The sequence below is a fragment of the Clostridium sp. HGF2 genome, from assembly GCF_964240115.1.
In the GTDB taxonomy this organism is placed as follows: domain Bacteria; phylum Bacillota_I; class Bacilli_A; order Erysipelotrichales; family Erysipelotrichaceae; genus Clostridium_AQ; species Clostridium_AQ innocuum.
On the sequence record NZ_CAXSSO010000002.1, the window covers coordinates 143,003 to 155,059 of the forward strand.

12 protein-coding genes and 1 pseudogene are annotated in these 12,057 nt (G+C 44.2%); 11 read left to right on the forward strand and 2 right to left on the reverse strand.

The genetic code is table 11. The features are described 5' to 3' along the window. Positions 1–176 precede the first annotated feature (176 nt). A pseudogene (locus ACESPQ_RS04500) lies at positions 177–1,151 on the forward strand (PD-(D/E)XK nuclease family transposase). Positions 1,152–1,618: 467 nt separating this feature from the next. On the opposite strand, the gene ACESPQ_RS04505 reads toward ACESPQ_RS04500, so the two are convergent. Further along, complete coding sequence (locus ACESPQ_RS04505; protein WP_373144118.1) at positions 1,619–3,553, reverse strand: BglG family transcription antiterminator; 1,935 nt, start codon at positions 3,551–3,553, stop codon at positions 1,619–1,621. Between the two features lie 283 nt (positions 3,554–3,836). On the opposite strand from ACESPQ_RS04505, the gene ACESPQ_RS04510 reads away from it, so the two are divergent. From ACESPQ_RS04510 to ACESPQ_RS04555, 10 genes are all read left to right on the forward strand, one after another. Next, complete coding sequence (locus ACESPQ_RS04510; RefSeq protein ID WP_002608013.1) at positions 3,837–4,838, forward strand: Gfo/Idh/MocA family protein; 1,002 nt, start codon at positions 3,837–3,839, stop codon at positions 4,836–4,838. 134 nt (positions 4,839–4,972) lie between these two features. Further along, positions 4,973–6,397 carry a PTS mannitol transporter subunit IICB gene (locus tag ACESPQ_RS04515; protein ID WP_009588024.1) on the forward strand — a complete coding sequence of 475 codons (1,425 nt, stop codon included), beginning with the start codon at positions 4,973–4,975 and terminating at the stop codon, positions 6,395–6,397. A gap of 55 nt (positions 6,398–6,452) precedes the next feature. Further along, positions 6,453–7,112, forward strand: coding sequence for an HAD family hydrolase (locus tag ACESPQ_RS04520; RefSeq protein ID WP_002608015.1), 660 nt, complete (start codon positions 6,453–6,455; stop codon positions 7,110–7,112). 15 nt (positions 7,113–7,127) lie between these two features. Then, positions 7,128–7,595, forward strand: coding sequence for a PTS sugar transporter subunit IIA (locus ACESPQ_RS04525; protein WP_002608016.1), 468 nt, complete (start codon positions 7,128–7,130; stop codon positions 7,593–7,595). Next, positions 7,579–8,472 carry an ROK family protein gene (locus tag ACESPQ_RS04530; RefSeq protein ID WP_175627927.1) on the forward strand — a complete coding sequence of 298 codons (894 nt, stop codon included), beginning with the start codon at positions 7,579–7,581 and terminating at the stop codon, positions 8,470–8,472. The genes ACESPQ_RS04525 and ACESPQ_RS04530 overlap by 17 nt, the downstream gene beginning before the upstream one ends. 345 nt (positions 8,473–8,817) lie before the next feature. After that, positions 8,818–8,946, forward strand: coding sequence for a hypothetical protein (locus tag ACESPQ_RS04535; protein WP_002608018.1), 129 nt, complete (start codon positions 8,818–8,820; stop codon positions 8,944–8,946). Positions 8,947–9,556: 610 nt separating this feature from the next. Then, positions 9,557–9,985: an IS200/IS605 family transposase gene (gene tnpA / locus ACESPQ_RS04540; protein WP_109771124.1), complete on the forward strand. Its 429-nt coding sequence runs from the start codon at positions 9,557–9,559 to the stop codon at positions 9,983–9,985. Then, a complete protein-coding gene (locus ACESPQ_RS04545) occupies positions 9,957–10,133 on the forward strand; it encodes a helix-turn-helix domain-containing protein (RefSeq protein ID WP_373143987.1) in 177 nt (58 codons plus the stop codon). Before tnpA ends, ACESPQ_RS04545 begins: the two co-directional genes overlap by 29 nt. A 30-nt stretch (positions 10,134–10,163) precedes the next feature. After that, on the forward strand, positions 10,164–10,856 hold the full coding sequence (locus ACESPQ_RS04550) for an RNA-guided endonuclease InsQ/TnpB family protein (RefSeq protein ID WP_373143988.1): 693 nt from the start codon (positions 10,164–10,166) through the stop codon (positions 10,854–10,856). 80 nt (positions 10,857–10,936) lie between these two features. Continuing rightward, entirely contained in the window at positions 10,937–11,080 is a 144-nt protein-coding gene (locus ACESPQ_RS04555; RefSeq protein ID WP_233105760.1) for a transposase, read from the forward strand. Between the two features lie 156 nt (positions 11,081–11,236). Here the strand turns inward: ACESPQ_RS04555 and ACESPQ_RS04560 are convergent, their stop codons facing one another. Then, positions 11,237–12,052: a MerR family transcriptional regulator gene (locus ACESPQ_RS04560; RefSeq protein WP_002608021.1), complete on the reverse strand. Its 816-nt coding sequence runs from the start codon at positions 12,050–12,052 to the stop codon at positions 11,237–11,239. Positions 12,053–12,057 lie beyond the last annotated feature (5 nt).

A 12,057-nucleotide genomic window follows, 5' to 3' on the forward strand; every position in this document is an offset into this window, starting at 1 on the left:
CGGTGATGCTTATATAAATAAAGAAATAGGCAGGCAGGTTTATCCCTTTAGCACTTCATATAAGCTTGACGTAACATGAAACCGTAAAAATAATAAAAAAATTATGTTAAATTTAGGAGTTTTGCCCTTTCCATACGTATATAAGAGTGTATATGCAAAAAAGGAGGATGATACATATGCATAAATCGAAGGAAAGGGAGTATCCGATTCCCTTTCACAATGATGTATTTTTCAAGTATATGCTGATCGGTGAGGATGCGGGCTCTGCCATGCTGAGAAGCAGGATCATTGAAGAAATTTACGGATTGAAGGTTCAAAAGACACAGGTGCTGAATCCGGAGCTCCTGCCGGAAGCCTTTTTCGGAAAACGAGCGGTTCTGGATGTTGTATTGGAGGATGAAACAGGTCACCTCTATGATTTGGAAATGCAGGTATCCGGGTACACGAAGGAGGAACAGCTGCGTTTTCAGCAGTATGGCTACCGCCTGGCTGGCAGACAGCTGAAGCAGGGGAATGATTACACAAAGCTGAAGCCGTTTTATCAGATTATCTTTATGAATTACAAGCCCAAAGACACAGGGCGCATGATTCGACACTACACGGTAAAGGATGAAGATAATCGGGAGGAGCCCAACGGTACACTGCATCGCGCGATTGTGTTTTTACCAATGATCAGGCAGCGTGTATAGGAGGTTGGAGGCATAGAGAACCTGACGGAATTTGAAACCTTCTGCTATGTACTTGCATATAATCCGGATGATGCTATACTAAACATGAAGAGAAGGATGGTGAATGTGGCTATGGAAAAATATAATGAGATGCGCGAGGATGGCTCATTATTCAGCTGGGCGGAATCCGTGGAATTTGCACAACGTGCAGTACAGGCCAATTTGGAAGAGCAAACTGCAGAAGCTGAGAAGTCAGGACTTGAGCGGGGATTTAAACAAGGTCTTCAACAAGGTCTCCAACAAGGTCTTGATGAAGGGAAAAGGACATTGTTACAGTCACTTATAGTACACAAATATGGAATAGAGGATGAATGGGTGGAATCACTGTCAGATCAGCAGAAGGATGATGCAGTTATTCAAATTCTGGACTGTGATACGTATGAAGCTTTAAAAGAAAGGCTGAATAATAAAGAAATGAAATAATGCAGATATAACCTGATGAAAGGCTGATTCTACAGAAGTAGGATACAGCTTTTTTTATTCTCATAGGCAGGCAGCTCCTTTACGCGAAACAGCTTCTCCGGCATTGTAGTTTAAAAAGCTGACTACCCGCGTAATGTTTATGTATAACAGAGGATGTGCCAATGCTGTACAGCGTTAATTTTGCATCGCTTCATTCACCGCGATCAGGCTTTATGCTGAACAAGCGGCCATATACGAAATTGAAGCATTCAGCCGATAGGATAGGATTTGCGGATATAGTCTGGAGAATCCCCAGACTGCTAGTTAAAACTAAAGTATCCAGATTGTCGGATAATCCATCATCATTGGACTGCTATACGTGGTTTGCTGAATGACGCTCGGTGAAATAGAAAAACACGCCTTTTCCCTATAGCACTATGAGAGCCTGCGTGTCTTGATAGTATTCAAATTCATCATGTCATACCTCGTCAGTATGCATCCGTATCTAAATTCTGCTTTAGGATATTCAGAAATTCAGATAGGCTTCGTGCATGAAACAGCAGCTCCTGCAAGGGAGCATTATGCGTCATGGCGACAAAGGTATCGTACAGCTTTTCGATATCCTTCTTTGCATCGTCGGCAAGACCCAGTAACAGTATAATCTGAGCACTGTCTTTATCAGACCACAAGATCGGATGCCGCAAAACCCCGACAGCGATTTTACTTTTCAGTGAACAGATTTTGAGGGGATGCGGTATGGCAACCACACCATCCATCGCTGTAGAGATACGCTGCTCCCGCTCCAGAACACTGGCCTCAAAATCATCGTTGATGCAGTGCTCCTGATGCAGTAGGCTGCATAGGGTATGGATAATATCCTCCTTGCTGTCTGCAGCAGTATTGATAAACAGCTTTTCATCGAAAAACTGTGTAATCTTATCAATCGGATGCTGCTCGTCCATCGTGATAGCTCTTGCCACATTTTCAATATCTCTTCTGGACAGCGGGATATCCACAACCACAACCGGCAGCGCTGTCTGCTTGAGAGCAACGGTGGAAATTACGATATCCGCAGCCTGCAGCTTCTGTTCTTCGATTTCGTGTGACGGGTATCTGCCGATGATTTCCAGCGTTTCCTTAAACAGCGTATTCAGCTTGGAAGCAAGAAAGCTGCCGGCTGCATATCCGCTGTCATATACGATAACAGCCTTCTTGTGCTTGAGATAACGGGAATCAAAATAGCGCTCAATGGCTGCTCCGATGTGTAAAGAGATATAGCCGATTTCATCATCATTCAGCTCAAACGGTTCATTTGCGAATGCCTGCTTGATTGCCGTTCCACTGATTTCATAGGCAAGGATATAGTTGTTGCGAATGGTATTCAGCAGCGGATTCTTTTTGTTTAGATGATAATACCTGGCATTCAGAATGGATTGCAGATGATGTGTCAGATCATGCTCCAGAATCAAATCCGAACGCAGGTCGAAGTGATAGGATTCAAAGATGGAATCCAGAATATTTGCGACCAGATTATGGATGTATTCCGTGTTTTTTTGCGCATCCAGAAGCTCGTTTGTGTTGGATACATAATGGGAGTAAATGTAATTTTTTTCATTCGCAGTAAAGACAACCTGAAAGTCAAGCTCAATCTCTGCAATGAGCGGCTCCAGCAATGTACGAAGCGCTTCATGCTCCGGTATGGCATACTCCTCGATTGGTTTGGCTACAAGCAGTCTGGATATGGACAATGCGATATGCAGAATCAGATTTTTCAGATTATAGTCTGAGAAGTGCAGATCGTTCTTTCGATTGAACTCCATGACAATATCCTTGATCTGTTCCAGGTTGACATGATTCAGCAGGGCTGTCTGTTCCTGAGAAAACCGGAATTCATAATGCTGATAATTGGTCGTAATCAGATCAATGATACAGCGGCGCTTATCCGCCTCTTCACCAGTTACAATATAGCCAAGGTTTGCCTTTGTCTGAAGTGTGAGCTGATATTTGGAGAGAATCAGACGAATTGTTTTCAGATAATTGATTATCGTATTGATGGATACGAACACCTCATCCGCCAGCGCATCCTGTGTGAGATAGGTGTTGGCATACAGCATCTTGATAATGATATGGTTGATTCGCTTGTCGGCAGAATCCAGCTGCTTTTCCTCCTCATTAACCAGCATATTCTCCAGTAGTGCCCGTGTCTGTCCCTCTTTGATCTTTAAGGCATAGCCCTGAGAGCGTTTCATGATGATTTGAGCATCAAAGCCGGATAGCTCCTCATTCAGATTGTGGATATCGCTGCGCAGTGTTCGCTGGGATATTTGAAAGTGTCTGGTTAACACAGACGGAGACATGTAGCCTTGATGTGACAGAAAGTAGTCAAGTAAGTCCTGTAATCGCGTGTACTGAAACAAGCGCATCCACCTCCTCATCCTTACATCCCCCTGGTACCCTTATTATATAGATTTTACTATCCGGAAGCAACATAAGGCTTCGCCGTTTCCGCTGGCAAAGCGAAAGGCAGAATATTTGAAGAAGCTGCCGTTTGAAACGGAAACAGCTGCTGAAGCACAATGGTTTAAGGCTGCCGTTTCATATGGAAAACGGTTGTCTTCTCTTTTTTTTAATCCGGATCTACAATGGAGTCAGAAATTGAAAGAGATTTCAAGGCAGCGAATCATGCTGTAGGAGAGGAGGATTTTTATGAGTAAAATCAACGTTGGTGTTATCGGTGTAGGACAGATGGGAACCTATCATGCCCAGATTTATCAGAAGCTACCACAGGTGGAGCTGTGTGCATTGTGTGAGTTTAATGACAGCCGCAGAAAGGAACTGGAAACAGAATTTCCGGGAATCACAATGTATAAGGATTATAAGGAGCTGTTAAAGGATACCGCAATAGAAGCGGTGAGTATCGTACTTCCGGACAATCTGCATCGGGAGGCTGTGGAGCTGGCAGTGCAGGCAGGTAAGCATATACTTCTGGAAAAACCGCTGGCAAAGGAGTTGGAGGATGGGAAAGCCCTATATGAAATTACAAAGGATTATGATAAAGTATTTACAACAGGCTTCCTGCTTCGCTTCGATCCGCGCTTTGCCATGATCAAGGAGCGGCTGGACAGCAATGAGCTGGGGGATATCATTCACTGCTACGTGAGAAGAAACAGTCCGATTATCGGACCGCGGCGTTATATCGGCGCAAGTGATTTGAGTATGCATGTTATGATTCATGATATTGATTATATCAACTGGTGGATGGATTGTCAGCCGGTGAAGGTATTCGCGAAAAATCGCAGTGTGCTGTTGAAGGAAAACGGTATGAATGATGTGATCTATGCATTGGTTACCTATGAAAACGGTGCTGTAGCCTGTATGGAGGCATGCTGGACACTTCCGGAAAACTCTCCGACAATTATTGATGATAAAGTAGAGCTTGTTGGCACAAAGGGCGTTGCCTATGTGGATTCCTGTGATCACGGTGTCCGCTTCGTTACCGGAAAGGGTGTTCAGTATCCGGACAGCCGTCACTGGTACTACGTTAACGGTGAAGTATGCGGGGATTTGGCAGAAGAGGTTATGGCGTTTGTAAACAATGTTGCGACAAATACGAAATCTGTCATTACTCCAAAGCAGTCCTATGATGCACTGCGGGTTGTTGATGCCATCGAGCGTTCCATCGTGGAAGGAAAAGAGGTAGCGCTTTAAGCTGCGAATGTATGCTTCCTATAAATAGACTGTCTGTGTTGAACAACGCAATCGTTTATGGGGGCATGCGCAAGTATCATGCGTTAAATTTTAGCGAACGTAAGCTTACATTATATGAAGAGGAGAATAAGAACATGTCAAACGATGTATCTTTGCGTGTGAAGGCTCAGCGCCTTGGCGGAAAGCTCAGTGCCATGGTGCTTCCGAATCTGGGAGCGTTTATGGGCTGGGGCATTCTAACCGCTTTGGGAATCTGGTTGTCCAACGATATGCTGAAGGCCTTTATTTCACCGGTACTCACGTACCTGCTTCCGCTGTTAATCGCAATTTCCGGGGGAAAAATGATATATGGAGAAAAAGGTGCTGTTATCGGTGCCTTTACCACAATGGGGGTTATCATCGGAGCGGATATTTCCATGCTGCTGGGAGCCATGATAATCGCACCGCTGTCCGCATGGCTGTTGAAAAAGCTGGATGCGGTTGTGGAGCCGCTGATTCCTGTCGGCTTTGAGCTGCTGATTGGAAATTTGACTGTTGCCCTGCTTGGTGCGGTTATTGCAATCATCGGCTGTGTCTGGATCGCTCCGGCCATTACGTCACTGTCTGCTGTGTTCTCCGCAGGTGTTTCCACCTTGGAAAACAACAATCTGTTACCGCTGACAGCGATCTTCATCGAGCCGGCGAAGGTGCTGTTTCTGAACAATGCCATCGGACAGGGAATCCTGACGCCGCTTGGTACGACACAGCTGAATGAATTCGGGAAATCGGTGTTGTTTCTGCTGGAATCCAATCCCGGACCGGGACTTGGTATACTGCTGGCATATTGCTTCTTTGGCAAGGGAAATGCAAAAGCAAATGCCTATGGAGCCAGCATTATCCACTTCTTCGGCGGTATTCATGAAATTTACTTCCCGTTTATCCTGATGAATCCGCTGACCGTTCTGGCTGCAATTGCCGGAGGGATTACCGGCACCTTCCTGTTTACACTGTTCAATGTCGGTCTGGTGGGAGTCAGCTCTCCCGGAAGTATCGTCACCATTATGATGATGGCCTCGGCTGGAGATCAGCTGCTGATTCTGCTTGCCGTTCTTGCTTCAACAGCCGTCAGCTTTCTGGTTGCCGCTGTCATTGTGAAGCATTCCAAACAGAATGATGAGGATGTAAATAAGAACCTGAAGGAAGCCGCAAAGCAGATGGAGTCTTTGAAGGGAAAGAAATCCCGGATATCCTCTGTGTTTGAGGAAAAGGAAGCTGTGACGGATTTCCGTACAGTAAAGCGTATTGTGTATGTATGTGATGCCGGGATGGGATCTTCTGCCATGGGCGCGAGTGTGATAGCCAAGCGGCTGCGAAAGGCCGGAATCACAGATATCACGGTGGAGCATGCCCGGGTAATGGAGCTGCCGGATCCAAAGGCGGATATCATTGTGACGCACGTGTCTTTGCGGCAGGTGGCACATGAGAAACAGCCGGATATCGAAATCATATCCATTGAGGATTATTTGAATGCACCGGAATATGATGAGCTCGTAAACAGCATCAAGGCAGCGAGATCATAAGCTGAAAAAGGAATCTGAGCGTATATGAGGATTCCTTTTTTAAAAGGAGGGTTCTATGTTAAAGGCACTCGTATTTGATTTTGACGGTGTTATTGTCGATACCGAAACACAATGGTACTATATATACAGAGATTGGCTGAAAAAGGTCTATCATTATGATTTAAGCATACAGGATTATCTGGTGTGCGTCGGCTCCAGCAGTGAGCGGCTGTTTGCTTTCCTGAAGCAAAAGCTTGGTACGGATGAGGATATCCGTGAATTTGAGAAACAGGCAATGGCAGAGTTTATTGAGCGTACCCGTACTCTTCCGGCAATGGAGGGCGTTACAGAACTGGTCACAGCGGCGAAGAAAAAAGGACTGCGCCTGGCAATTGCGACCTCTGCGACCAGAAAAAAACCGCAGGTGCATCTGGAGCGGCTGCAGCTGCTGGATTATTTTGATGCATTTTCCACAGCGGAATTAAGCAGACACATCAAGCCTGCACCGGATATATTTTTGAAAGCCGCAGAGCTTCTTGGCTGCTCCTGTGCAGAATGTCTGGCAATAGAGGATTCCCGCAACGGCCTGATCGCAGCTGATAAAGCAGGTATGCCGTGTCTGATCGTACCAAACAAAATTACAGAGTCAAGTGATTTTACAGGCTGCTATCGTAAGGTTTCCTCTTTGAAGGAGCTGAAACTAAAGGAACTCATTGCGGATTTTCAATCCTCATAGCAAAGGAGAAACATCATGTTAGAACTGATAAAAGAAGAAAATGTCGAGGTAGGTGTTCATGCCGCAGATTGGGAGGATGCAATCCGCAGGTCAGCACAGCATTTGCTGGAAACCGGAAAAATCGAGGAACGCTATATCCGTGCAATGATTGACGCGGTGCATCGCGTAGGTCCTTATATCGTATTGGGAAATCATGTTGCTTTGGCACATGCCCGACCGGAATGTGGTGTCAATGAGCTTTCAGTGCATTTCACAACCTTAGAGCCGCCGATACCGTTTGGCAGTGAGAAATTTGATCCCGTATCGCTGATTATCACGCTTGCTGCAGTTGATGCCGACAGTCATCTGGAGCTGATCAGTGAGCTTGCGGATATCCTCATGGAAGAAACACATGTCGAGCGTCTGTCAAGCTGTACAACCGAGCGGGAATTTGTTGAGCTGCTGCGGAGGATGAAGGAGGAATCGAATGCTTATTACATTTGATATCGGAGGAACTTCCATCAAGTATGGTATCCTTACACTGCGAAAGGGCCAGCCGGTGTTTGTGATGCAGGATGAGGTGAGCAGCGATGCCAGAGTATTGAAGGGGCCTGGCATCCTGCATCGTGTTGAGTCACTGATTGCAAAGGCTATGCGGCAGGATATCAAAGGTATTGCTATTTCAACAGCAGGGATGGTTGATGCGGAAAAGGGATGTATTCAGTATGCCAATGATAATATTCCGGAATATACCGGATTGCAGTTTAAACAGCAGCTGGAAGCCCGCTTTCATATCCCCTGCTGGGTGGAGAACGATGTGAACGCCGCTGCTTTGGGAGAAGCAGTCTTCGGTGCCGGAAAGGGTGCTGCTCATGTACTGATGCTGACAATCGGAACAGGGATCGGAGGAGCTGTGGTAATCGATCATACCATCTACCGTGGCTGTAGCGGAAGTGCTGGAGAAATCGGCTACATGTGGGTAAAGGATCATCACTTTCAGGATATCGCAAGCACCACAGCACTGGTTCAGCATGTGGAGGCACAGACAAAGGAAGCTGATTTGAATGGAAAAATCATATGTGCACGGGCAAAACGCGGTGATGCTGTGTGTATGCAGGCAATCCGGGAGCTGTGCAGCCATATCGCTATTGGCGTAAGCAGCTGTGCCTGTCTGATGAATCCGCAGATCGTTATTCTTGGAGGCGGTATCATGACACAGAAGGAATTGTTTGCACCGCTGATGGAAACATATCTAAAGCAGTATATGAATGAAGAAATCTATGCGCATACACAGCTTGCTTTTGCACAGCTGGGAAATCGTGCCGGAATGGTTGGCGCTTGTGCTTACTGGATGAAACAGGAAGGAATCCGGTTCGCTTGATATGACTTGAGAACGATCTGGCTGCGAGTGTGCTGCAGGCTGATTGGCGCAATATACAGAAATCAATGCCACATACCAATTTACACCTTCATAAGGACCTCGGATGATGTTCAGTAATTTGCTGAATACTTCGAGGTTTTTTAGAATAGGTATGTTTTCACTTAGTACAGGCTTCTTTGAATCTTTGTAGCTGCGAAACATATCAAACGATGAAAGTCTGCGCTTCATGATTTGCAAATCAATTCCACGGTCTCATCACAGGGATATCAGTGCCTGTCTTTATCTGTAAAATAATGCAGAATTTTTGCAGATTTGAAACGTATAGAAGTATGCAGGAGGTTCTGGATGCGTAGACAATACACGTTTATAGCACCAAAAGGAAAGGCGTCCAAGGTCCGAATGGGCCGTCATCTGTTTAACATTCATTGTGATACTCAACGTATCCTGCATGAAGCAGGGGAAATCATTCTGTAGCATTAGAAAGCTGCGCAGATAGACAGTAAGAACAGGGAAAGGAGGTGAAGAAACACATCAGCCATTTTCCGGGACTGGTGCCTACTATGTAAAAAAGAGTAATTGCACGAACACTCCTGCTTGAATCAAAAGACCCGAGGCTGGTTAGCCGGATTATACCTCAGTCCATAGGGGGTTCAATAGATACCCGGCATTAGAGCATAATCATGCAGATAGGGATACAGAGTAAAAAATGTTTAACAAATAACAGGCAGAAGTCCCCCATCTCTGCGACGATAAGCAGATGGTGGGATGAAAGCAGCCATTTTCCTTTATCCCTCACACTAGATAAATACGATTAAATTTCTTAGATTCAAAAAAAGCAAAACATTTGAGAAAGGATTTTGCTCATGCTTTTTATGACTGTTGAGTAAAAAAAACAAGAGATGAGCACAATTGATATGACTTTGTTAAATAAGGAATGCCTGAATAAATTTCCATCTATATCTTAAGTCAAATAAATGCGTAAGTCCTATCCTTTTTCTTTATAAATATGGTAAATCAGACCGCCTTGTGGTATAATATGAGTATAAAAATAGTTTCGGTCGATATTATGAAATGAGGTGTATTTATGCTAGATTTAGACAGTAATGCTCATTCAGTATTTGCTCTCCGTTATCATTTGATCATGACAACTAAATATCGGCGTCGTGTGTTCGATGATGTCATCAGTGATCGTGCAAAAGATATCTTTCTTCATATTGCCAGATCCTATAACATCTCTCTTCAAGAATGGAATCATGATGTCGATCATATTCATATCCTGTTCTCTGCTCACCCTAACTCTTGTCTTACGAAATTCATCAATGCGTATAAGAGTGCCAGCTCACGTTTATTGAAGAAGGAGTTTCCTGAAATTCGTGAAAAGCTTTGTAAAGAAGCATTTTGGAGTCAGAGCTTCTGTTTGATCAGTACAGGAGGTGTCACCACCGACATCATCAAAACTTATATCGAAAGTCAAGGTGAGAAGAATGGTGTCAAGAAAAGGGTATCAGTTTAGAATCTATCCAAACAGGGAGCAAGAGAATTTCTTTACCAAAACATTTGGTTGTGTCCGTTTTTTATACAATCATATGTTAGATGACAAAATCAAATATTATGAAGAAACTAAGAAAATGAAGCAAACGACACCTGCATCCTATAAGTAGGATCATCCATTTCTCAAGGAAGTAGATTCTTTGGCATTAGCAAACGCTCAACTACATTTAGAAGCTGCTTTCAAAAAGTTCTTCAAAGAAACAGATATCGGTTTTCCCAAATGGAAATCAAAGCATCAGGCGAAACAAAGTTACACGACAAATATGGTCAACGGAAATATCCGATTGTTTAGTACGATACAAAACCAAACGACCTATCTACGTTTACCAAAGGCAGGTGATGTAAGGATCCATATGCATCGCATACCACAGGGGATATTAAAAGCAGTGACGATAAGCAAACAGCAGGACCGTTATATTGCGACATGTCTGTTTGAATATGAAAATAAAGTAGAAAGTAAAGAAGTAGTACATGTGTTAGGTCTTGATTATTCGCAAAAACATTTATATGTAGATAGTGAAGGTCAGGTATGTGACTATCCCCATTTTTACTGTGCGAGTGAGAAGCGATTAGCAAGAGAACAACGCAAACTTTCCAAGATGGTCAAAGGAAGTAATAACTATAAGAAGCAAAGGAACAAGGTAGCCAAGTTGCATGCCCATATAGGACAGCAAAGAAAAGATTTTCTACATAAAGAAAGCAGGAAGATAGCCAATTCCTGGGATATGGTAGTTGTAGAAGATATCGACATGAAAGCAATGAGCCAAGGATTACAGCTAGGAAAGAATCTTATGGATAATGGCTTTGGCACCCTGAGAAATTATTTAAGATAAGCACTGCTCGCCAATGGCGTAAGTTAGAAGATGAAGGGAAATGGTTTATAAAGGTCGATAAATGGTATGTCAGTACGCAGATATGTAATCGCTGTGGAGCAAAGAGAAAGATAGGACTGAATGAAAGAATCTATCAATGTCCGAAGTGTGGTCATATAGAGGATCGTGATATCAATGCAGCGAAGAATATACGTGATGAAGGTATACGATTACATAGAGGTTAGAAAATAAGGATTACAAAGAACCGCTGGACGAGCGGGGATAGCTTGCTTATGCTTAGGATATTGGTTCTATCGAACACACTCTGCGCACCCGAAGGGTGAGAAGCTCCCACTTCTATGCTAGTCATAGTATATGTGGTGAGAGTACGTCACCTGTTTCTAATCCACCAGATCCATACGAATATAGGTCACGTACCGAGTATGATCCTTTTGTGCGATATCGGCAATTAGATATTCCTCGTAGGCGTAGGGACCGATTATTAAATTGCATTGCTCAGCATACGCAAGCATCCGCTCGTAGGTATTCTGAATCGTATCATAGGAACCCTTATGCCATGCACACAGATAACTCCCTTCTTCACGGATATGTGTGTTCCGGCGGATATCCTTTTCAATCTTCATAAAAAGATAAGAGAAATTGAGATAATCTCTGTTACGTATATTGTCTGTCTTGATCATACAGCCCACTGATTCCTGAACCAGTACATTATGCTCCTTGCAGAAGCTGATATATTCCTCCATGAAGGAGGCAAAGCTGCGGCTGGAGGCATTTTCCAGATCATCGCTGCAAAGCAGAATCTCTCTGGGATATTGGCGTATGGTGATATCCTCATCCTCATGCGTTACCGCAAACAGCGTGCTTTCCTTCATATAGACCATCATTCGCTTCAGGGCAAGCAGCTTTTCAATCTCCCGGTCCACCTCCTCAAACTTATCCTCCAGCAGCTGCAGAAACACTGCAGGACTGCGCTGCTCCAGAAATACCTTGATATCCTTCAGCGGCATTCCCATTTTTTTCAGCTTGGTGATGACGGAAAAGGTATCGTACTGATGATAGGAATAATACCGGTAGCCGTTCTCGTTGACCATGACCGGCTGAAAGAGCCCGATCTCATCGTAATGAAACAATACATGCTTTTCCACCCCGCAGATTTTCGCAAACTGTCCTGCTGTCAGATATTTCTTTTCCTTCATATATA

Excerpts from the sequence above, each read along its gene's own strand:
- ACESPQ_RS04505 (WP_373144118.1), bottom strand. The coding sequence starts at position 3,553 with ATGCGCTTGTTTCAGTACACGCGATTACAGGACTTACTTGACTACTTT.
- ACESPQ_RS04510 (WP_002608013.1), top strand. The coding sequence starts at position 3,837 with ATGAGTAAAATCAACGTTGGTGTTATCGGTGTAGGACAGATGGGAACC.
- ACESPQ_RS04515 (WP_009588024.1), top strand. The coding sequence starts at position 4,973 with ATGTCAAACGATGTATCTTTGCGTGTGAAGGCTCAGCGCCTTGGCGGA.
- ACESPQ_RS04520 (WP_002608015.1), top strand. The coding sequence starts at position 6,453 with ATGTTAAAGGCACTCGTATTTGATTTTGACGGTGTTATTGTCGATACC.
- ACESPQ_RS04525 (WP_002608016.1), top strand. The coding sequence starts at position 7,128 with ATGTTAGAACTGATAAAAGAAGAAAATGTCGAGGTAGGTGTTCATGCC.
- ACESPQ_RS04530 (WP_175627927.1), top strand. The coding sequence starts at position 7,579 with ATGCTTATTACATTTGATATCGGAGGAACTTCCATCAAGTATGGTATC.
- ACESPQ_RS04535 (WP_002608018.1), top strand. The coding sequence starts at position 8,818 with ATGCGTAGACAATACACGTTTATAGCACCAAAAGGAAAGGCGTCCAAG.
- tnpA (WP_109771124.1), top strand. The coding sequence starts at position 9,557 with ATGCTAGATTTAGACAGTAATGCTCATTCAGTATTTGCTCTCCGTTAT.
- ACESPQ_RS04545 (WP_373143987.1), top strand. The coding sequence starts at position 9,957 with ATGGTGTCAAGAAAAGGGTATCAGTTTAGAATCTATCCAAACAGGGAG.
- ACESPQ_RS04560 (WP_002608021.1), bottom strand. The coding sequence starts at position 12,052 with ATGAAGGAAAAGAAATATCTGACAGCAGGACAGTTTGCGAAAATCTGC.